Origin of the sequence: Streptomyces sp. NPDC021019 (assembly GCF_044333295.1) — a bacterium.
Taxonomy (GTDB): Bacteria; Actinomycetota; Actinomycetes; order Streptomycetales; family Streptomycetaceae; genus Streptomyces.
The window spans coordinates 1,799,579-1,819,362 of sequence record NZ_JBIRQR010000001.1; the positions used below are offsets into that span (position 1 = coordinate 1,799,579).

General features: G+C 70.7%; 18 protein-coding genes. 12 read left to right on the forward strand and 6 right to left on the reverse strand.

Annotation, left to right across the window (positions count from 1 at the left end):
- Nucleotides 1-15 precede the first annotated feature (15 nt).
- Genes ACH4RG_RS08385 through ACH4RG_RS08405 form a run of 5 tightly spaced genes read left to right on the forward strand, consistent with a single transcriptional unit; the run spans nucleotide 16 to nucleotide 5,461 of the window.
- Nucleotides 16-1,047, forward strand: coding sequence for a glycosyltransferase family 2 protein (locus tag ACH4RG_RS08385; RefSeq protein WP_398539273.1), 1,032 nt, complete (start codon nucleotides 16-18; stop codon nucleotides 1,045-1,047).
- Entirely contained in the window at nucleotides 1,044-2,192 is a 1,149-nt protein-coding gene (locus tag ACH4RG_RS08390) for an endonuclease/exonuclease/phosphatase family protein (protein ID WP_398161204.1), read from the forward strand. The genes ACH4RG_RS08385 and ACH4RG_RS08390 overlap by 4 nt, the downstream gene beginning before the upstream one ends.
- A complete protein-coding gene (locus ACH4RG_RS08395; protein ID WP_397929227.1) occupies nucleotides 2,189-3,346 on the forward strand; it encodes a glycosyltransferase family 4 protein in 1,158 nt (385 codons plus the stop codon). Before ACH4RG_RS08390 ends, ACH4RG_RS08395 begins: the two co-directional genes overlap by 4 nt.
- Nucleotides 3,343-4,494 (forward strand): endonuclease/exonuclease/phosphatase family protein, encoded by a 1,152-nt coding sequence (locus tag ACH4RG_RS08400; protein ID WP_397929229.1) that lies wholly within the window; start codon nucleotides 3,343-3,345, stop codon nucleotides 4,492-4,494. Before ACH4RG_RS08395 ends, ACH4RG_RS08400 begins: the two co-directional genes overlap by 4 nt.
- Nucleotides 4,451-5,461, forward strand: coding sequence for an aldo/keto reductase (locus tag ACH4RG_RS08405; protein WP_398539274.1), 1,011 nt, complete (start codon nucleotides 4,451-4,453; stop codon nucleotides 5,459-5,461). The genes ACH4RG_RS08400 and ACH4RG_RS08405 overlap by 44 nt, the downstream gene beginning before the upstream one ends.
- An 89-nt stretch (nucleotides 5,462-5,550) precedes the next feature.
- Here the strand turns inward: ACH4RG_RS08405 and ACH4RG_RS08410 are convergent, their stop codons facing one another.
- Complete coding sequence (locus ACH4RG_RS08410; RefSeq protein ID WP_018959126.1) at nucleotides 5,551-6,315, reverse strand: GntR family transcriptional regulator; 765 nt, start codon at nucleotides 6,313-6,315, stop codon at nucleotides 5,551-5,553.
- Between the two features lie 279 nt (nucleotides 6,316-6,594).
- Between ACH4RG_RS08410 and ACH4RG_RS08415 the strand changes: the two genes are divergently transcribed.
- The 4 genes from ACH4RG_RS08415 to ACH4RG_RS08430 all read left to right on the forward strand — a co-directional run bounded on the left by ACH4RG_RS08415 (nucleotide 6,595) and on the right by ACH4RG_RS08430 (nucleotide 11,416).
- Nucleotides 6,595-7,893: an extracellular solute-binding protein gene (locus ACH4RG_RS08415; protein ID WP_397921485.1), complete on the forward strand. Its 1,299-nt coding sequence runs from the start codon at nucleotides 6,595-6,597 to the stop codon at nucleotides 7,891-7,893.
- A 116-nt stretch (nucleotides 7,894-8,009) separates the two neighbouring features.
- The gene (locus ACH4RG_RS08420; RefSeq protein ID WP_397921482.1) at nucleotides 8,010-9,017 is read left to right on the forward strand and encodes a carbohydrate ABC transporter permease; all 1,008 of its coding nucleotides are present in this window, start codon (nucleotides 8,010-8,012) and stop codon (nucleotides 9,015-9,017) included.
- Nucleotides 9,014-9,877 (forward strand): carbohydrate ABC transporter permease, encoded by an 864-nt coding sequence (locus tag ACH4RG_RS08425; RefSeq protein ID WP_361878969.1) that lies wholly within the window; start codon nucleotides 9,014-9,016, stop codon nucleotides 9,875-9,877. Before ACH4RG_RS08420 ends, ACH4RG_RS08425 begins: the two co-directional genes overlap by 4 nt.
- Before the next feature lie 9 nt (nucleotides 9,878-9,886).
- Nucleotides 9,887-11,416 carry a glycoside hydrolase family 3 protein gene (locus ACH4RG_RS08430; RefSeq protein WP_397921480.1) on the forward strand — a complete coding sequence of 510 codons (1,530 nt, stop codon included), beginning with the start codon at nucleotides 9,887-9,889 and terminating at the stop codon, nucleotides 11,414-11,416.
- A 260-nt stretch (nucleotides 11,417-11,676) separates the two neighbouring features.
- Here ACH4RG_RS08430 and nagB read toward each other — a convergent pair whose 3' ends face one another.
- Nucleotides 11,677-12,462: a glucosamine-6-phosphate deaminase gene (nagB, locus tag ACH4RG_RS08435; protein WP_397921478.1), complete on the reverse strand. Its 786-nt coding sequence runs from the start codon at nucleotides 12,460-12,462 to the stop codon at nucleotides 11,677-11,679.
- A 247-nt stretch (nucleotides 12,463-12,709) separates the two neighbouring features.
- On the opposite strand from nagB, the gene ACH4RG_RS08440 reads away from it, so the two are divergent.
- Nucleotides 12,710-13,792, forward strand: coding sequence for an SIS domain-containing protein (locus tag ACH4RG_RS08440; protein ID WP_398539275.1), 1,083 nt, complete (start codon nucleotides 12,710-12,712; stop codon nucleotides 13,790-13,792).
- A gap of 360 nt (nucleotides 13,793-14,152) precedes the next feature.
- Nucleotides 14,153-15,619, forward strand: a complete 1,467-nt coding sequence (locus ACH4RG_RS08445) for a sensor histidine kinase (RefSeq protein WP_397921784.1) — start codon at nucleotides 14,153-14,155, stop codon at nucleotides 15,617-15,619.
- Between the two features lie 218 nt (nucleotides 15,620-15,837).
- Here ACH4RG_RS08445 and ACH4RG_RS08450 read toward each other — a convergent pair whose 3' ends face one another.
- Together ACH4RG_RS08450 and ACH4RG_RS08455 are read right to left on the reverse strand one after the other, a co-directional pair.
- The gene (locus ACH4RG_RS08450) at nucleotides 15,838-16,095 is read right to left on the reverse strand and encodes a WhiB family transcriptional regulator (protein ID WP_003953983.1); all 258 of its coding nucleotides are present in this window, start codon (nucleotides 16,093-16,095) and stop codon (nucleotides 15,838-15,840) included.
- A 320-nt stretch (nucleotides 16,096-16,415) separates the two neighbouring features.
- A complete protein-coding gene (locus tag ACH4RG_RS08455; RefSeq protein WP_215105188.1) occupies nucleotides 16,416-17,384 on the reverse strand; it encodes a diacylglycerol kinase family protein in 969 nt (322 codons plus the stop codon).
- Between the two features lie 344 nt (nucleotides 17,385-17,728).
- Between ACH4RG_RS08455 and ACH4RG_RS08460 the strand changes: the two genes are divergently transcribed.
- The gene (locus ACH4RG_RS08460; RefSeq protein ID WP_397929233.1) at nucleotides 17,729-18,178 is read left to right on the forward strand and encodes a hypothetical protein; all 450 of its coding nucleotides are present in this window, start codon (nucleotides 17,729-17,731) and stop codon (nucleotides 18,176-18,178) included.
- Nucleotides 18,179-18,200: 22 nt separating this feature from the next.
- Here the strand turns inward: ACH4RG_RS08460 and ACH4RG_RS08465 are convergent, their stop codons facing one another.
- Both ACH4RG_RS08465 and ACH4RG_RS08470 read right to left on the reverse strand, forming a co-directional pair.
- Complete coding sequence (locus ACH4RG_RS08465) at nucleotides 18,201-19,157, reverse strand: RNA polymerase sigma factor SigF (RefSeq protein ID WP_373429550.1); 957 nt, start codon at nucleotides 19,155-19,157, stop codon at nucleotides 18,201-18,203.
- Complete coding sequence (locus tag ACH4RG_RS08470; RefSeq protein WP_003966375.1) at nucleotides 19,154-19,567, reverse strand: anti-sigma regulatory factor; 414 nt, start codon at nucleotides 19,565-19,567, stop codon at nucleotides 19,154-19,156. The genes ACH4RG_RS08465 and ACH4RG_RS08470 overlap by 4 nt, the downstream gene beginning before the upstream one ends.
- Between the last annotated feature and the right edge of the window lie 217 nt (nucleotides 19,568-19,784).

A 19,784-nucleotide genomic window follows, 5' to 3' on the forward strand; every position in this document is an offset into this window, starting at 1 on the left:
CGAAGGCGCCGCCCCATGAACCGGAAGCAACCGCTCGTCTCCGTCGTCATCCCCAACTACAACTACGGCCGCGCCCTTGAGCTCTGCCTGCGGGCCGCCCTCGCCCAGACCTACGAACCGCTGGAGGTGCTGCTGATCGACGACTGCTCCACCGACGACTCGGTCGCCGTCGCCGAGGCCTGCGGCGTCCGGGTGATCAGCACCGGCGTCAACAGCGGAGTGGCCACCACCCGCAACACCGGGGCGGCCCACGCCCGGGGCGAGATCATCGTGTTCGTCGACTCCGACGTGGCGATGGAACCGGACGCCGTCGCGAACGCCGTCGCCCTGCTCGACTCCGACCCCCGCATCGGCGCGGTCTGCGGCACCTACGACGCCGAACCCCTCATCCGGGACAGCCTGATCGAGGAGTACCGCTGCCTCCACCAGTTCTACTGGCTCGCCGAGACCGAGGGCCGCATCGGCACCCTGCACACCGCGATCTGCGCCATGCCCGCCCGGGTCTTCGCCGAGATCGGCCCCTTCAACCCCCGGCTGCGGCACACCGAGGACGGCGACTACGCCGCCCGGATCTGCCGGAGTTACGAGGTCCACAGCTCCACCACCGTGCGCGGCCGGCACGACCACGACGACACCTGGCGGGTCGTCCTGCGCAAGGTCTTCCACCGCACCCGGCTGCACATCCCGCTGTACGTCCGCCGCGGCGACCTCCCCGGCGGCATCGCCACCGGGCCGCGCGCCGGAGCCAGCGTCGCGGCCCTGCTCGCCCTGCTGACCCTGCCGCTCGGTCTGATCGCCCCGCCCTGGCTGCTCGCCCCCGCCGCCCTGCTGGCGTTCACCCTGCTCGCGGACACCGCCCTCCACCGCTTCGTCCTGCGCCGCCGGGGCCCCCTGTTCGCCGCCTACTTCGCCCTCACGCACACCGTGGTCAACGCAATCATCGCGGCGGGCGCGGGCGTCGGCGTCCTCCAGTGGCTGACCTCCCGCCGCTTCCGACGGCTGTACGAGCCGGGGGAGCACCTCGCGCCGGTGCGGGCCGCCACATGACCGGGACCCTCACGCCGGGCCCGGTGGCGGATCCGGCCGCGCCGCCCGAGCCCGCAGGGCCGGCCCGCCGGTGGCCCGGCCGGCTGCTGTTCGCCGTCGCCGTCCTGTGGGCCCTGTTCGTCGCCGCCCGCGCCCTCCTCAGCGGCCGGTGGTGGGCGTGGAACGGCCTCGGCCTCGCCCCGCCCGTCCTCCATCTGCTGTTCCCGCTCGCCCTGCTGATCCCGGCCGCCCTGATCCGGCACGGCAGACGGGCGGCGGTGGGCGTCGTCCTGCTCTCGCTGCTGCTCGGCTCCTGGCAGACCGGGCTGCACCCCGGGGCGCTCCTGCGCGGGCGGCCCGCCGTCCCCCCGGACGCCTTGCGGGTGGTCAGCTGGAACACCTTCTTCTGGGACCAGGACAGCGACACCGACGCCTTCTACGCCTATCTCAGGTCCCGCTCCGCCGACGTCTACCTCCTCCAGGAGTACCAGAACGCCCGGGGCGACGAACCCGCGCCGATCGACGACCTGGCAAGGCTCCGCAAGGAGTTCCCCGGCTTCCACATCGCCACCGAGGGCGAGTTCCTCACCCTGTCCCGCTTCCCGATCACCTCGACGCGGGCGCTGCGCCCCGACGGGCTCGCCCCGCCCGACACCTCCTGGGCCGACTACTGGAACGTCCGCGTCCTGCGCACCGACATCGACGTCGACGGCGAGACCCTGTCCCTCTACAACACCCACCTGCCCGATCTGCTGAACGTCGACCGCAACCCGCTGACCCCCGCCTACCACCGCTCCGTACGGCAGCTCTCCGAGCGCCGCGAGAGGCACTTCGAGGCGCTGCGCGACGACCTCGACGCCAACGGCCACCCGGTGGTCCTCGCCGGGGACCTCAACGTGCTGCCGGGCACCGGGGACCTGCGGTGGTTCGACGGGCTGCGGGACGCCGCCGACGCGGGGGACTCGGTGTACCCCGCGACCTTCCCGGTGAACGGGCCGGCGCTCTGGCGGCTCGACTGGGCGTTCGTCTCGCCCCGGATCGACCTGCACCGGCAATCCGTCCAGGACCCGCCCGCCGCCCTCTCCACCCACCGGCTGATCGATCTCCGCCTCTCCCTGCCCGCCCCCGGGGCGTCCGCCCCGGCCACCGAGAAGGACCGGTCATGACCCGGCGCTCCGCGCGCTCGCCCCGCTTCGACGTGACGATCGTGCTCACCTACTACCTCCCGTACACCAGCGGGCTCACCGAAGTGGCCCGTACGGTCGCCGAGGGGCTGGCCGCACGGGGCCGCCGGGTCGCCGTCGTCGCCTGCCGGCACGATCCGGACCGCCCCGCGCGGGAGACCGTGAACGGCGTCGAGGTGTTCCGCGCCCCGGTCGCCGCCCGGCTCGGCCGCGGGGTGATCAGCCCCGGGTTCGCCCCGCTCGCCGGGCGGATCGCCCGCGCCTCCCGGGTCGTCAACATCCATCTGCCGATGCTGGAGGCGGGGCTCGTCGCCCGCCTCGCCGGGGACACCCCGGTGGTCGCCACCCACCACGACGACGTCTGGCTCGCCGGGGGCGCTCTCGCCCCGCTCCAGGTGAAGGTGGTCGACGCCTCGGTGGCCGGGGCGCTGCGCCGCTCGGCCGCCGTGGTCGTCAACAACGTGGACCACGCGGAGCATTCGCGCCACTGGCCCCTGATGCGCGGGCGCCGGCTGCTGGCCATCGCCCCGCCCTGCCGCGAACGCGAGCCCGCCCCCGCCGCCTTCCGTGAGACGGCGGGCCCGCACTTCGGCTTCCTCGGCCGGATCGCCCCGGAGAAGGGGCTGCACCACCTGGTCGACGCGTTCCGGACGATCCCGGACCCCGAGGCCCGGCTGCTGATCGCCGGCGACTACTCCAAGGTCGCGGGCGGCAGCGTCGTCGGGGCCCTGCGCACACGGGCCGGCGACGACCCCCGTATCCGGTTCACCGGCTTCCTCGCCGACGACCGGGTGGCGGGCTTCTACGCCTCGCTGGACGCCTTCGCGCTGCCGTCCGTCGCCGAGGAGTCCTTCGGCATCTCTCAGGCCGAGGCGATGATGCTCGGCGTCCCCTCGGTCGCGAGCGACGCGCCGGGCATGCGCGTGCCGGTGTCGGAGACCGGTTTCGGCCGCCTCTTCCCGCCCGGCGACACCCGCGCGCTGGCCGAAGCCCTCCTGGAGGTGGCCGCCTACGCCCCGGAGCGCCGCGCCGAGGGAGGCCGGGACGCCCGCGCCCGGTACGGGACGGACAGTTGCCCGGACGCCTACGACGCGCTGTTCCAGGAGGCCGGGGCCGTACAGGGAGCCCCCGCGTGAGAACGGTCGGCGTCCTGGTGGCGGGCGACGGGGCGAACGCCGCCTGGCCGGGCGGCGGATGGGTGCTGTGGGCGGCCGGGGCGTGGGCGGTCTTCCTGGCCGCGCACCTCGTCCTCAACGGCCGCTGGTGGTTCTGGCTGCTGCCCTCGCTGCTGCCGCCGCCCGTGTTCGTCGCCCTGCCCGCCCTGCTCCTGGCACTCTCCTGGGCGACGGGGGACCTCACGGCCGCCGTCGTGGCGGGCGCGGCCCTGCTGTCCGGGGCCCGGCAGTCCGGTCTCGTGCCCGGCGCGCTCGTACGGCGGAAGCGCCGCCCGCCACCGCCGCCGGACGGGGCGGTGCGCGTCGTGTCCTGGAACACCCAGCACTGGTGCCAGTCCACCGACCCGGAGCCCTTCTACGCCTTTCTGCGCGGGCTCGACGCCGACGTCTACCTCCTCCAGGAGTACCACCACGACGAGTTCGACGGCACGTACCGCCTGATCGACGACGAGCGGCGGCTGCGCGAGACCTTCCCCGGCCACCGGGCCGTCATCGCCCGCGGTCTGATCACCCTGTCCCGGCTGCCGGTCGCCGCGACCGTCGGGACGACCGCCCGCCGGACCCTGCGGGTGGACCTGGAGATGCCGGGCGACGGTCGGATTCTCGCCACCTTCAACGTCCACATCCCGGTACAGCTGCGACTCGTCAGCCCGTTGCGCGCAGACTTCTACCGCGCGGTCCGCACCCGGGCCGCCGACCGGGCACGGGAGTACCGGGGGCTCCTCGAAGACGTCGCCGACTGCCCCCATCCGGCCCTGATCGCCGGGGACTTCAACACCACCGCCGCGATCGGGGACGCCCGCCGCATCGCCCGGCTGGGCTCCGACGCGGTCGCCCTGTCCGGACGCTTCTGCCCCACCTCGTGGCAGGCCCGTCCGGGCCTGCGCTGGTGGCGGCTGGACTGGGTGCTCACCACACCGGGCGCCCGGGTCCACCGCTACCGCTTCCGCGATCCGCGCGGCCTGTCCGACCACAGCGTCCAGGAGGTGTCCGTCTCGCTCGCCGAACCGGACCACCGGACGCTCGCCGACCACCGATCCCGCCACCACGACGAAGGAACTCACCATGCGTTACCGCTACCTGGGAAAGACCGGCCTGCGGGTCAGTGAACTCTGCCTCGGCGCCATGACGTTCGGCCGGGAGGCCGACGAGACCACCAGCCACGCCCTGCTGAACCGCTTCACCGAGGCGGGCGGCACCTTCGTGGACACCGCCGACATCTACTCCGCCGGAGCCTCCGAGGAGATCCTCGGCCGTTGGCTGAAGAGACAGCGCCGCGACGACGTGGTGGTCGCCACCAAGGTGCGGTACGGCACGGGGGAGGGCCCCAACGACCGCGGCCTGGGCCGCAACCACCTGATCGCCGGGGTCGAGTCGAGCCTGCGCCGGCTGGGCACCGACCACATCGACCTCTACCAGGTGCACGCCTGGGACCCGGGCACCCCGCTGGAGGAGACCCTCGCCACCCTGGACGCCCTCGTCGCCTCCGGGAAGGTGCGCTACATCGGGGCCAGCAACTTCTCCGGCTGGCAGCTCCAGAAGGCGATCGACCTGAGCCGGGGACATGGCTGGGAGCCCTTCACCGCCCTCCAGCCGCTCTACAACCTGCTGGACCGGTCAGCCGAGTGGGAGCTGATGGAGGTCAGCCGCAACGAGGGCCTGGGCGTCATCCCGTGGAGCCCGCTGCGCGGCGGCTGGCTGAGCGGGGCGATCCGGCGCGGTGCGGAGCGGCCGCCCAAGGGCACCCGGGTGGAGACCGCCGAGCGGCTCGGCTGGGGCGAGTCGTGGAGCGCGTACGAGGGGGACGAGCGCACCTGGCGGGTGCTGGACGCCCTGCACGAGGTCGCCGGACGCACGGGCCTCGCGGTGCCGGTGCTGGCCCTCGCCTGGCTGCTCGGCCGGCCCGGGGTCACCGCCCCCATCGTGGGCGCCCGCACCCTTGAGCAGCTGGAGACCAACCTGGGCGCGGCGGACCTGGACCTGGACCCGGCCGACGCCGCCCTGCTGACCGCGGCGAGCGACCAGACGCTCCCGTACCCGTACAGCGTCATCGAGACCGACCCCGAACTGCGCTGACGCACCCCGCGTGACCGAAAACGGGCGGTGGCCCGGGGAGTCCGTCCCCGGGCCACCGCCCTGTGCGTACCGCGCCTGAACTCCGGCGGTCAGTCCGTCGGGCGCTTGAGGCGGGCCACGAACTTGTAGCGGTCGCCCCGGTACACCGAGCGCACCCACTCCACCGGTTCGCCCTGGCCGTCCACCGAATGGCGGGACAGCATGAGCATCGGCAGCCCCACGTCGGTGCCCAGCAGCCCCGCCTCGCGCGGGGTGGCGAGCGAGGTCTCGATGGTCTCCTCCGCCTCGGCGAGGCGCACGTCGTACACCTCGGCGAGCGCGGTGTAGAGCGAGGTGTACTTCACCAGCGAACGGCGCAGCGCCGGGAAGCGTTTGGCCGAAAGATGCGTGGTCTCGATCGCCATCGGCTCCCCGCTGGCGAGCCGCAGCCGCTCGATGCGCAGCACCCGGCCGCCCGTCGAGATGTCCAGCAGACCGGCGAGTGTGTCGTCCGCCGTCACATAGCCGATGTCCAGCAGTTGGGACGTCGGCTCCAGTCCCTGGGCCCGCATGTCCTCGGTGTACGAGGTGAGCTGGAGGGCCTGGGAGACCTTCGGTTTGGCTACGAAGGTGCCCTTGCCCTGGATGCGTTCCAGCCGACCCTCGACGACCAGTTCCTGGAGCGCCTGGCGCACGGTGGTGCGCGAGGTGTCGAACTCGGCCGCCAGGGTGCGCTCGGGCGGAACCGGGGTGCCGGGCGGCAGGGTGTCCGTCATGTCGAGGAGATGCCGCTTGAGCCGGTAGTACTTCGGTACGCGCGCTGTGCGCGTACCGGTACCGGTCTCGCTCCCCGTACTGCCCCCGTCGGCGCCCATGGCCCGCCTTCCCGACTGCTGCGTTGCTGCCGTCACCGGCTCCTCCGTCTGTCGCGGCTCACATGGTGGCACGGTCCGGTCACGGGTCGTCGCCCTCCCTTAGGTGTCGGTCCTATAACGGACGCGAGTGCACTTCTTATACACCCTTGACACCCCTAAAGGTCTAGGCCAAGCTCCCGGTACTGGTCTAAACCATTAAAGACCAGGTCCAGCCCCAGCAGAACTCGTCGAATGTCTTCGCGGTGGGTGGGGTTGCAGCATCCCTGAGGAGGGTTTGACGTGAAGCGCAAGCTCATCGCGGCTATCGGTGTCGCGGGCATGTTGGTTTCGGTCGCGGCGTGTGGTTCCGACGACAAGAAGTCGTCCGCGGACCCGAAGGACCGCAAGGAGAACCTGACCGTCTGGCTCATGGGCGAGGCCCAGTCGACCTGGCCGGAGCTGGTCAAGGACGTCAACGCCGAGTTCAACAAGAAGTACCCGGGCGTCAAGGTCAAGGTTCAGTACCAGCAGTGGGCCGACAAGGTCAAGAAGCTGGACACCGCCCTCGGTGGCGACAAATTCCCTGACGTCGTGGAACTCGGCAATACCGAGACCATGCAGTACATCCTCAATGGTGCGCTCGGAGAAATCGACCCCAAGAAGTACGAGAACTCGGACACCTGGATCAAGGGTCTGAAGGACACGTGTTCCTTCGAGGGCAAGACCTACTGCGTTCCTTACTATGCCAGCGCCCGTCTGGCCGTGTACAACAAGGACATGCTGAAGGCCGGCACCGGCACCGACGCTCTCCCGCAGACCGAGACCGAGTTCCTCGCCGCGATGGACAAGGTCTCCGCCGAGCTGGGCAAGAAGGACAAGCGCGCCTCCTCCCTCTACTTCCCGGGCCGTTACTGGTACGCCGCGATGTCCTACGTCGCCGCCTACGGTGGCGAGATAGCGTCGTACGACGAGGGCAGCAAGGAGTGGAAGGCCGCTCTGTCCACCCCGGAGGCCCAGAAGGGCATCCAGCACTTCGTCGACCTGGTCAAGAAGTACAACAAGGCCGACGTGACGAAGGACGAGCAGGACCACGCCAACGTCATGGCCAACGAGAAGGCCGCGGTCATCTACGGCCAGGCCTGGGAGGCCGGCAGCGTCACCACCGGCGAGAACGGCAACCCGAAGCTCGAGGGCAAGATCGCCACGGCCGGTATGCCCGGCCCCGAGGGCAAGGCCCTCCCGTCCTTCATCGGCGGCTCGGACCTCGCCACGATCTCCAAGTCCAAGATCCAGGACCTCGGCGAGGAGTGGATCTCCCTCTTCACCAACGCGAAGTCCATGGAGGTCCTCGCGTCGAAGAACATCCTCCCCAACAACGAGAAGCAGCTTGAGCCGCTGAAGGCGAAGCCGGAGACCGCCGCCATCGCCAACGCGGTGCCGGACGCCTGGTTCACGCCGATCGCGCCGGGCTGGGCCTCCGTGGAGAAGGAGGAGATCCTCCAGAACATGCTCCTGGAGATCGTCAAGGGCGCCTCCGTCGCCGACGCCACCAAGAAGGCCGACGAGAAGATCGACGCGCTGATCAACAAGGAATCCTGACCTTCCGATCGCCAGGCGGGGGCCCGGCGCCAGCGCCGGGCCCCCGCTCCTTTCCCCGCAAGTGAACGCCGTGAATTCCGGGGCCCGCCCCGGACCCGCGATGGAAGGTCAGCCACGTGTCTGCCGCTGATACCAAGGCCGCCGGGCCGCCGGTCCCCGTACCACCCGACCCGCAGGCGACCGGGAAGTCGTCCTCCCCCGACGATGCGCCCCGGGTGCAGAAGAGGAAGCGGAAGAAGGGTGAACTCCTCCCCTATCTCCTGATCCTCCCGGCGATCGTGGCGATCGCCGCCGTCTACCTCTACCCGCTCGGCAAGACGGTCATCATGTCCTTCCAGGACATGGGCCGCCGTGAGCTGTGGTCCGGAGAACCGGCCCCCTGGGTCGGCTTCGAGCAGTTCACCAACATCCTCGGCGACTCCGAGTTCTGGTGGGTCACCTTCCGCACCGTCGTCTTCATGGTCATCTGCGTGACGCTGACCATGGGACTCGGGCTGCTGGTCGCCCTCCTGATGCGCAAGCTCTCCACCTGGGTCCGGCTGGTGCTCACCGCCTGCCTCATCGCCGCCTGGTCGATGCCGCTGATGGTCGCCGCCTCGATCTTCCGGTTCATGGCGGACTCCGACTACGGTCTGATCAACACCCTGATCGCCAAGGTCGTCGGCGAGGACTGGCTCGGACACAACTGGTACCTCGACCCGATCCAGGGCTTCGGCATCATCACCCTGCTGGTCGTCTGGGGCGCCATCCCGTTCGTCGTCGTCACCCTGTACGCCGCTCTCACCCAGGTCCCCCAGGAGCTGGAGGAGGCCGCAGCCCTCGACGGCGCCAGCGCCTACGGCATCTACAAGTTCGTCACCTGGCCGGTCATCAAGCCGGTCTTCACCATGGTCGCCACTCTCTCGGTGATCTGGGACTTCAACGTCTTCGGCCAGATCTGGCTGCTGCGCGGCAACAAGCCCGAGCCGGAGTACGAGACCCTCGGCCTCTACTCCTACTCCAAGGCGTTCGAGTCCACCTCCTTCAGCCAGGGCACCGCGATCGCCCTGATCACGGTGCTGCTGCTGTCCGGCGTGGCCGTGTACTACCTGCGCCAGCTCATGAAGACGGGAGAGGTCGAATGAGCAGCTCGACCCAGACGACACAGGCGCTGCGGCCCGACCGCAAGAAGAGCCGGCTGCACTTCGACCTCATCGGCCTCGGCATCGCCCTGGTCATGGTCTTCCCGGTCTACTGGCTGGTCATCAGCGCCCTGCGGCCCAACCGGGAGATCCGCAGCTACGACCAGACCCTGTGGCCCACGTCGATCACCTTCGACAACTTCGTCCGGGCCACGGAGCAGCCGAACTTCGCGACCGCCATCCAGTCCAGCCTGATCGTCGCGGTCACCGCGGTGGTCGGCGGCATGATCATCGCGACCCTGGCGGCCCTGGCGATCGGCCGGTTCCGGTTCTTCGGCCGCAAGGCCCTGGTCCTGATCATGATCCTGGTCCAGATGCTGCCGCCGACGGCGATGCTCATCCCGATCTACGCCCAGCTCAACGCGATGGGCGGGATCGACGAGTACTGGGGCCTGATCGTCGTCTACCTCGTCTCGACGCTGCCCTTCGCCACCATCATGATCCGCGGCTTCGTCGTGAACATCCCGGTGGAGCTGGAGGAGTCCGCCATGGTGGACGGGTGCACCCGCTTCCAGGCCTTCCGCCGGGTGATCTTCCCGCTGCTCGCCCCCGGGCTGGCCGCCGCGTCGATCTTCGCCCTGGTGAACGCGTGGAACGAGTACCTCTTCGCGTACATCCTGATCAACGACAACTCCAAGTACACGCTCAACGTATGGCTCATGACGTTCACGACCGAGCGCGGAACGGACTACGGCGCCCTCATGGCCGCGTCGACCATGATCGCCATTCCCGTCGTCGTGTTCTTCATGATCATCCAGAAGAAGATGGCCGCAGGCCTCACTTCCGGCGCTGTGAAGGGATAGTGCGGGCCCATGACCACCCTCGTTTCCACCACGGACACCGTGACGCGCGACGCGCTCGCCGTGCTCCAGCCCGGGTTCACCGGCACCACCGCCCCGGACTGGCTGCTGCGCCGCGTCGGTGAAGGCCTCGCCTCCGTCGGCCTGTTCGGCCGCAACATCACCTCGCCCGAACAGCTCACCGCCCTCACCGAGCGGCTGCGCTCCGAGCGGGAGGACGTCCTCGTCGCCATCGACGAGGAGGGCGGCGACGTGACCCGCCTGGAGGTCACGCACGGCTCCTCCTTCCCCGGCAACTTCGCCCTCGGCTCGGTGGACGACGTCCACCTCACCCGGGCCGTCGCCCAGGAGCTCGGCCGCCGGCTCGCCGAGTGCGGCGTCAACCTCAACTGGGCGCCGTCCGCCGACGTCAACTCCAACCCGGGCAACCCGGTCATCGGTGTGCGCTCCTTCGGCGCCGACACCCGCCTGGCCGCCCGGCACACCGCCGCGTACATCGAGGGGCTCCAGGCCGCCGGCGTCGCCGCCTGCACCAAGCACTTCCCCGGACACGGCGACACCGCGGTCGACTCGCACCTGGCGCTGCCGCGCATCGATGTGGACCTCGACACCCTGCACGCCCGTGAACTGGTGCCTTTCCGGGCGGCCATCGCCGCGGGTTCCAAATCGGTGATGAGCGCGCATATCCTGCTTCCCGCACTCGACCCGGACCGCCCGGCGACCCTGAGCCCGCAGATCCTCACCGGTCTGCTGCGCCAGGAGCTGGGCTACGACGGCCTGATCGTCACCGACGCCGTGGAGATGGACGCCATCGCCGGTACGTACGGCATCGAGCGCGGGTCCGTCCTCGCCCTCGCGGCGGGCGCCGACGCCATCTGTGTGGGCGGCGGCCTGGCCGACGAGGAGACGGTGCTGCGGCTGCGCGACGCCCTCGTCGCGGCCGTGCGCGGCGGGGACCTGACCGAGGAGCGGCTCGCCGACGCGGCCGCCCGTGTACGAGCCCTGGCGTCCTGGACGCAGAGGGTTCGGGGGGACATCCGGGAGTCGGGCGCGGCAGTGCAGGAGGGGACCGCGCCCGGCACCGGAGTCAGCTCCGACATCGGTCTGACCGCCGCCCGCCGCGCGGTCCGGGTGACCGGCTCCGGCGACCGGCTGACCGGGGCGGCGTACGTGGCGTCGTTCAGCGCCGTGACGAACATCGCGGTCGGTGACGAGACCCCGTGGGGCATCGCCGCCGAGCTGGACAGGATCCTGCCCGGCACCGGCACGGACACGTACACCGACCAGACCGCCGCCCCGGCGGACGCGATCCTGGCGGCGGCGGGGGAGCGGCGCATCGTCGCCGTGGTCCGCGACGAGCACCGGCACGCCTGGATGGGCGCCGCGCTCGACGCACTGCTGGCGGCCCGCCCGGACACGGTCGTGGTCGAGATGGGGCTGCCCCAGTCGGACCCGCGCGGCTCGCTGCACATAGCGACCCACGGAGCGGCCCGGGTCTGCGGCCTGGCGGCGGCGGAAGCGATCACCGGCACGAGGGTCTGACCCACTTCCGGGCCCGTCCGGCGATCTTCCGGGCCCGTCCGGCGATTGAGGACAAGGCCTCACACCGGACGGGCCCGCAGGCCGACCACGCCTGTCCCGTCCGGGCCCGCGGACAAGGCCTCGGACCGGCCACATCAAGCCCGTCCGGCGATGGGGGACACCACCTCACGCTGGACGAGCGGCACCGGGCACGGCACACCACGGCTAAGGGCCGGGACACCGACAGGTGTCCCGGCCCTTAGCCGCGCGAGGGGCGGGCCCTACAGCCCCTGCCACCCCGGCTTCGCCGCATACGTGGCGCGGAAGTAGTCCGCGAGCTTCAGCTTCGACGCAGCCGCCTCGTCCACCACCACCGTCGCATGCGGATGCAGCTGGAGCGCCGAGGCCGGCACGATCGAGGCGACGGGCCCCTCCACCGTCTGGGCGACGGCCTCCGCCTTGCCCTCACCGGTGGCCAGCAGGATCGGGTGGCGGGAATCCAGGATCGTCCCGATGCCCTGCGTGATCACGTGGTGCGGCACCTGCTCGATGTCGTCGTCGAAGAAGCGCGCGTTGTCGACCCGGGTTTGCTGCGTCAGCGTCTTGATCCGGGTACGGGAGGCGAGCGAGGAGCACGGCTCGTTGAAGCCGATGTGCCCGTCCGTGCCGATGCCCAGGAGCTGGAGGTCGACGCCGCCGGCCTCGGCCAGCGCCCGGTCGTAGGCCTCGCAGGCCGCCTGGACGTCCTCGGCCGACCCGTCGGGGCCCATGAAGGAGGCCGCGGGGAGCCCGAGCGGCTCGATGACCTCGCGCAGCACCACGGAGCGGTACGACTCCGGGTGGCCCGCGGGCAGCCCGACGTACTCGTCCAGCTGGCAGATCCGGGCGCGCGACGCGTCGACCGCACCGGAGGCGACCTTCGCCGCGAGCGCGCGGTAGATGGGCAGCGGGGTCGAGCCGGTGGCAACGCCGAGCAGGGCGTCGGGCTTGCGGGCGATCAGCGCGGCGATGGCCTCCGCGATCAGTTCGCCGCCTGCCGTGGCGTCCGGGACGATGACAACTTCCACGCTGTGCCTGCCGATCTGACTAGGGGAGGAGGTGGTATAGACCAATCAATCTCCCAATTTAGCAGAATCGGGCAGCCGTACGGTGAACAGTCCGCCCATCGGCACGCACGCACGTACACACGCCCGCCCCGGTCCGCTGGCGGCGCACGGCCTTGCCTGGTCGACTGGGGAGGCACGACCGGAACGGCGCGGATCGCGCACCCGCGCACGCGCCGTCCCGTACGCCGACAGCGCAGGAGGCCCCCACATGTCCGCCACTCCTCCGGCCGATCCGGGCGGCCAGGGCGACGAGCCCGGCCGCATCATGTCCGGCGAGATGGCCGAGCAGCCCGCGATGCTCCGCCGCATCCTCGAACAGGGCGCGCCCCGCATCCGCGAGGTCGCCGCCGAGATCGCGGCCCGGAAGCCCCGGTTCGTGCTGCTCACCGCCCGGGGGACGTCGGACAACGCGGCGCTGTACGCCAAGTACCTGCTGGAGATCCGCCTCGGGCTGCCCTGCGGACTGGCCTCGATGTCCACCACGACGGCCTACGGCGCCCGGCCGGACCTGCGGGACGTCCTGGTGGTCACCGTCAGCCAGTCGGGCGGCTCGCCGGACCTGGTGGCCTCCACGAGGGCCGCCCGGGAGGCCGGGGCCGTCACCCTCGCCGTGACCAACAACCCGGACTCCGCGCTGGCGGCGGTCTCCGAGTACCACATCGACATCCTGGCGGGCCCGGAGAAGGCGCTCCCGGCCACCAAGACGTACACCGCCTCCCTGCTCTCCCTCTACCTCTTCGTGGAGGGCCTGGGGGGCCGCGACGGCACCGAGGCCGCCCAGGCCCTGCCCGACCTCGCGGGCACGATCCTGGGCCGCCGGGCCGAGGTCAAGGCGCTGGCCTCCCGCTACCGTTTCGCCGAGCGCATGGTGATCACCTCGCGCGGCTACGGGTACCCGACGGCCAAGGAAGCGGCCCTGAAGCTGATGGAGACCAGCTACATCCCCGCTCTGTCCTACTCCGGCGCGGATCTGCTGCACGGGCCGCTGGCGATGGTCGACAACATCTCCCCGGTGATCGCCGTGGTCACCGACGGCCGGGGCGGCGAGGCCCTCCAGCCGGTGCTGGACCGGCTGCGCGGACGCGGCGCGGACCTCTTCGTGGTCGGCCCCAAGGCCCAGGTGGAGGCGGCCTCGGCCGGCTTCTCCCTGCCCACGGCGGGCGTCCCGGAGGAGTTGCAGCCGATCCTGGAGATCCTGCCGCTGCAACTGCTGGCGTACGAGGTGACGATCGCCCGGGGCCAGGATCCGGACGCGCCCCGCGCCCTGGCCAAGGTCACGGAGACCCGCTGATATCCCCGAGGCGGAACGGCCCCGGAAACACCCGCGGGCCGCGGCGCCAGAGCGGGACCCTCAGCCCACCCGGCACCGCAGCCCGGAGCTTCCGGCCGACGGTGTGCGGTGCCGTCGGCCACTGGAGGCGCCGGCGCAGTCAGGGCAGAGAGTGCCGGAGCCTCGGTCCGCTCTCCTGTGCGGGGAGAGCGGAGGTCGTGATGAACATTGTGGACTAGACCAATTGCCTGTGTCTATCCATGTGCACGACATTCTCGGGTGGGGTCCGCGCCCGCCCGCCGTCCTGCCCGTGGCACGGCCCGGCGGGCCGATCGGTTCGAGGCCTCCGGTAACCCCGGGTACGCTCCACACGTGCCCTCCATGAACGACCTCGTCCACCAGCACACCGCTCTGAGCGACACCGACCTCGAGTGGCTCCATCTGCTGGTCTCGGAGTGGCAGCTGCTCTCCGACCTGTCCTTCGCCGACCTCGTGCTGTGGGTCCCCACCCGCGACGGCACGCGGTACGTCTCCGTCGCCCAGATGCGTCCCAACACCGGGCCCACCTCCTACCAGGACGACATGGTCGGCCATCTGGTGCCGCGGGGCCGCCGCCCGCTGCTGGACGCGGCCCTGGACGAGGGCCGGATCGTGCGCGAGGGCGACCCGGAGTGGCGCGAGGAGGTGCCCGTACGGGTCGAGTCCATCCCCGTACGCCGCGAGGGGCGGGTGCTCGGCGTGATCGCCCGCAACACCAACCTGCTCACCGTGCGCACCCCCTCCCGGCTGGAGCTCACCTACCTCCAGTCCGCCTCCGACCTGGCCCAGATGATCGCCGCCGGGTCGTTCCCCTTCCCCGGCCAGCAGGTCGACATGGACGCCTCCCCGCGCGTGGGCGACGGCCTGATCCGGCTCGACGCCGACGGGATCGTCCAGTACGCCAGCCCCAACGGCCTCTCCGCCTACCACCGCCTCGGCCTCGCCTCCGACCTGGTCGGCCACCACCTCGGCACCACCACCGCCGAGCTGGCCCCGTCCCGGGGGCCGGTGGACGAGGCCCTGGTCAAGGTGGCCAGCGGTTACGCGCCCCGCGAGTTCGAGGTCGAGTGCGCGGGCGGGGTGATCCAGCTGCGGGCCATCCCGCTCAAACCCAAGGGTGTCCGTATCGGCTCCCTGGTCCTGCTCCGTGACGTCACCGAACTGCGCCGCCGCGAACGCGAGTTGATCACCAAGGACGCGACCATCCGGGAGATCCACCACCGGGTGAAGAACAACCTCCAGACGGTGGCGGCCCTGTTGCGCCTCCAGGCCCGCCGGATGGATTCCGAGCAGGGCCGCGAGGCGCTCAACGAGGCGGTCCGGCGCGTCGGTTCGATCGCCATCGTCCATGAGACGCTGTCCCAGAATCTGGACGAGCGGGTCGAGTTCGACGAGATCGCCGACCGGGTCATCGCGATGGTCTCGGAGATCTCCCCGGGCAAGGTCACCTGCCGGCGCACCGGACGCTTCGGCATCCTCGACGCCGAGGTCGCCACCCCCCTCTCCATGGTGCTGACGGAGGTTCTGCAGAACGCCCTGGAGCACGCCTTCGCCGTGGCCGACCACGGGACGGTGGAGGTCTCCGCCGTGCGCGGCGGATCGCCCACCGACGGGCGGCTGCTGATCACCGTCACCGACGACGGGCGCGGGCTGCCCGAGGGCTTCGACCCGAAGCGGGCCGGCAACCTCGGGCTCCAGATCGTACGGACACTGGTGGAGGGGGAGTTGGGCGGCACGTTCGGCATGGTCCCGGCGCCCGAACGCGGCACCCAGGTGGTGCTGGACCTCCCGGTCCGCGCAGACAAGTAAGAGATCCCGCACCGGCAAGCAAGAGGTCCCGCGCCGACCGGCACGGAACACGGAACACGCACACAGCAGAGCGGGCCCGGACCGTGGTGACGGTCCGGGCCCGCTCCGTGATGCTCACGTTGCGATGCGCTCCGGGGTACTGCGCGCTGCGACTCGAAGGCGGGGCTGTGCGTACGCTCTGTACGCGCCGCCGGGCTGAGGCTTGGTGCGGTTCTCGCTCAGGCGCTTGCGTTGCGCGCCCGGTTGCGAGCGGCGCGGCGCTTCATCGCGCGGCGCTCGTCCTCGCTGAGGCCACCCCAGACGCCGGAGTCCTGGCCGGACTCGAGCGCCCACTGCAGGCACTGCTCCATGACGGGGCAGCGGCGGCAGACAGCCTTGGCTTCCTCGATCTGCAGCAGCGCAGGACCGGTGTTGCCGATGGGGAAGAAAAGCTCAGGGTCTTCCTCACGACAAACGGCGTTGTGACGCCAGTCCATGGCTGCTACCTCTCCTTGGTATTACACGTCTGTTGCTTGTGAATGTGAACGCTTTCACGAATCCCCCCGTAGATGACGGGCCGACCCCCAGAAGGACTGGGTGTGGTCTGTGATGGTGAGGAGGGGTTCTGGCTCTCAGTGGAGGCCGGTGTTGCGGGCCGTCTCGATCGCCATGTAGAGATTCGCAAACCTCGGCGGCGGATACAACCCCTTCTGGAAAGTTTTTTTTGATTCCTCGGTGTCGACTAGGTCACAGGCGCACTTCTTAGGGGTGGGACCCAGTCCAAACGTTCGAGTTAAAGGACTTTAGGCCCTTCCACTCACACAATCACACGCAGTGCACGGCGTACGCCTGTGAACGTCACGCTCGTACGCAGTCCCAGGTGGTCGCCGTCCATCTGGAAGGGCAGTGGGACCTTTGAATGCAAGGTGAAGTCCGTGAGGTCATGCCGTGAAACGGCATGCTTGCCGCGCGGCCCCTTCTCGGGGCTCGAAGTGAGCAGCTGGGTGCCGTACCGGGCCACCGCCGGGGTGGACAGACGCTTCAGTCCGAGGACGTCCAGCGCGGTGTCGAAGGAGGCCTTCGGTGAGGCGTACATCGGGCGATTGCCCAGGTAGGTCCAGGGGGCGGTGTTGCAGATTATGGAGAGCGCGAGGTCGGTCACCGGGTCTTGGCCGGGCACGTCGAGCGTGATCTGCCCGTGTCTGCGGTGGGCCTCGTTCAGGAACTGCCGCACCACCTGGCGCACATACAGGGCGTGGGTCGAACGCTTCCCGTGCTCGCGTTTCTGTTCGACCCGGCCGATGACCCCCGCGTCGAATCCGAGGCCGGCGCAGAAAGTGAACCAGCGTTCGGGGACGGACTCGTCCTCGGTCCCCGGGGTGCCGGCCGCCAGTCCGAGCCCGACCGTGCGTTCGGTCCGGTTCTCCAAGGCGTCCAGGATCGCGCCGGTCGCCTCCACCGCGTCGTTCGGCAGCCCCAGGGCGCGCGCGAAGACGTTGGTGGACCCGCCAGGAACGACGGCGAGCTTGGGGAGGCTGTCCACGTCCGGGCCCCGGTGCAGCAGCCCGTTCACGACCTCGTTCACCGTGCCGTCACCGCCGAGGGCGACCACCAGATCGATGTCGTCGCTGTCCGCGGCCCGGCGTCCCAGATCCCGTGCGTGCCCCCGGTACTCGGTGGTCACCGCCTCCAGCTTCATCTCGCTGGCCAGCGCGTGGATGAGCACGTCACGGGTGCGGGCACTGGTGGTGGTAGCAGCTGGGTTGACCACGAGAAGTGCGCGCATGACAGCCAGCCTACCTACCGGGCGGTCCGGTGCTGTAGGGCGTCCCGTTCGGATCATGTCGGGCTCGCGAGGTCCGGCACGCGCTCCCCCGAGCTCTCGGCTTCGCTCGCACAGGGAGGGAGCCCCTCCGGCGTTGCCTGCCTCAATCCTCCGCCTTGCGGCTGCACGCACCGGCTCCCGCTCCCTGATCCGACCTGATCCGAACGAGAGGCCCTGGTCCCGGTCCACTGCGCTCCAGTTCGGTGACGGAACGTGACCGGCCGCCCCGTCGTGCACTCGAACGGGGGAGGCTCCTCCCTACCCCGGCTTCACTTCCGGGTCCCCGGGATGCCAACCTGAAAGGCGTGAGTACTCAAGCGACCCCCTCCACGCCGTCACCCTCCGCGGCGGAGCGCCCGACCAGGATCACCGTTCTCGCCGGGGTCAACGCCCTCGAAGGCCTGGCGCTCGCCGTCGGCGGTGTCTACATGCTGGTCATGGGGGTGCTCGGGAAGCTGGAAAGTACACAGCAGGCGGAGACGGTCGGGATCACGCTGGTCGCGCTCGGCGCGATCCCGCTGGTCGCCGCCCGCGGGCTGCTGCTGCTGCGCAGCTGGAGCCGCGGGCCCGCGCTGATCACCCAGATCATGGCGCTGCCGGTGGCCTGGACGCTGCTGCGCTCGCAGGGCGCGCTGATTCCCGCCGGGATCGTCCTGGCGGCGGTCGCCGTCACCGGCCTCGTGCTCACCCTCAAGCCGGCGACCACCCAGGACCTGGGCATCCGCCGGGGCCCCGGGGCGACCCCCGGGGCCTGAACCGACGGACGCCCTTCTCGCCCTACTCCTCGACGAGCAGCCGCTCACGCAGCTGCGCCAGGGTCCGGGCCAGCAGCCGGGAGACGTGCATCTGCGAGATGCCGACCTCCTGGGCGATCTGCGACTGGGTCATGTTCCCGAAGAAGCGCAGCAGGAGGATGCGCTTCTCGCGCGGCGGCAGGTCCTCCAGGAGCGGTTTGAGCGACTCCCGGTACTCCACGCCCTCCAGCGCCTCGTCCTCCGAGCCCAGCGTGTCCGCGACCGCCGGCGACTCGTCGTCCGTGTCCGGCACGTCCAGCGACAGCGTGCTGTACGCGTTGGCCGACTCCAGGCCCTCCAGCACCTCCTCCTCGGAGATGCCCAGCCGCTCGGCCAGCTCGTGCACCGTCGGCGAGCGGCCGTGCTGCTGGGAGAGCTCCGCGGTGGCCGTGGTCAGCGACAGCCGCAGCTCCTGGAGACGGCGCGGCACCCGCACCGCCCAGCCCTTGTCCCGGAAGTGGCGCTTGATCTCGCCGACCACGGTGGGCGTGGCGTACGTCGAGAACTCCACGCCCCGGTCCGGGTCGAACCGGTCCACGGACTTGATCAGCCCGATCGTGGCCACCTGGGTCAGGTCGTCCAGCGGCTCCCCGCGGTTGCGGAAGCGCCGGGCCAGGTGCTCCACCAGCGGCAGGTGCATCCGCACCAGCCTGTTGCGCAGCTCGGCCTTCTCGGCCGAACCGTCGGGCAGCTCCCGCAGCTCGAAGAAGAGGGCCCGGGCCCCGCTGCGGTCGTGTGGATCGTGGTGCCCGTGCTCGCTCATCTGGCCCGCCCGCCCTGCCTGCGACTGCTGCTCCACCGCGACGTCGATGCTCTCGGGCCCGTCCGCTCCGTCCACCGGATGCGGCCGGGCCTGTTGCTCCGGGATGCCTGCTGGGCGCACCACCCCGGATCGGATCGTCTCGTCCCGCACAGGACCGTCCCCGTTCCCGTCGCTCACGCCGGCCCGGGGCCCGCGCCGCGCTGTTTGTAGAGGCTGATGCTGACCGTACGGTCGTCGGCGACCGTGGAGTCGACCTTGCCGGCCAGTGCGGAGAGCACCGTCCAGGCGAAGGTGTCGCGTTCTGGCGCCCGGCCGTCCGTGGTGGGCGCCGACACCGTCACTTCGAGGGAGTCGTCGACGAGTCGGAAGACGCAGCTGAGGACGGAGCCCGGCACGGCCTGCTGGAGCAGGATGGCGCAGGCCTCGTCGACCGCGATACGAAGATCCTCGATCTCGTCGAGAGTGAAGTCCAAACGCGCTGCTAGACCGGCCGTGGCCGTTCGCAGCACCGACAGGTAGGCACCCGCAGCGGGCAGCCGGACTTCTACGAAGTCCTGATTCCCGGGCTCGCCTGCGATCTGGGACACCCTCACCTCCAAGGTGGCACAAACTCTTTCGAGGTTCCGGGAAGGGTGGCCCGGAGCCATGCGGTCCGTCGACGGTTCTTCGGCTCGGCGACGTTATCGGATCCATGATGCCGTGTCGTACGGGCCCCACACCCCGACCGTCACTCATGGTAAGACCATGCGTACGTACAGTGGCTAGGGGGCTGCGGCGTCCAATTGCGAAGAACCGGCGCCGCAT

Excerpts from the sequence above, each read along its gene's own strand:
- ACH4RG_RS08385 (WP_398539273.1), top strand. The coding sequence starts at position 16 with ATGAACCGGAAGCAACCGCTCGTCTCCGTCGTCATCCCCAACTACAAC.
- ACH4RG_RS08390 (WP_398161204.1), top strand. The coding sequence starts at position 1,044 with ATGACCGGGACCCTCACGCCGGGCCCGGTGGCGGATCCGGCCGCGCCG.
- ACH4RG_RS08395 (WP_397929227.1), top strand. The coding sequence starts at position 2,189 with ATGACCCGGCGCTCCGCGCGCTCGCCCCGCTTCGACGTGACGATCGTG.
- ACH4RG_RS08405 (WP_398539274.1), top strand. The coding sequence starts at position 4,451 with ATGCGTTACCGCTACCTGGGAAAGACCGGCCTGCGGGTCAGTGAACTC.
- ACH4RG_RS08410 (WP_018959126.1), bottom strand. The coding sequence starts at position 6,315 with ATGGGCGCCGACGGGGGCAGTACGGGGAGCGAGACCGGTACCGGTACG.
- ACH4RG_RS08425 (WP_361878969.1), top strand. The coding sequence starts at position 9,014 with ATGAGCAGCTCGACCCAGACGACACAGGCGCTGCGGCCCGACCGCAAG.
- ACH4RG_RS08430 (WP_397921480.1), top strand. The coding sequence starts at position 9,887 with ATGACCACCCTCGTTTCCACCACGGACACCGTGACGCGCGACGCGCTC.
- ACH4RG_RS08440 (WP_398539275.1), top strand. The coding sequence starts at position 12,710 with ATGTCCGCCACTCCTCCGGCCGATCCGGGCGGCCAGGGCGACGAGCCC.
- ACH4RG_RS08445 (WP_397921784.1), top strand. The coding sequence starts at position 14,153 with ATGAACGACCTCGTCCACCAGCACACCGCTCTGAGCGACACCGACCTC.
- ACH4RG_RS08450 (WP_003953983.1), bottom strand. The coding sequence starts at position 16,095 with ATGGACTGGCGTCACAACGCCGTTTGTCGTGAGGAAGACCCTGAGCTT.
- ACH4RG_RS08455 (WP_215105188.1), bottom strand. The coding sequence starts at position 17,384 with ATGCGCGCACTTCTCGTGGTCAACCCAGCTGCTACCACCACCAGTGCC.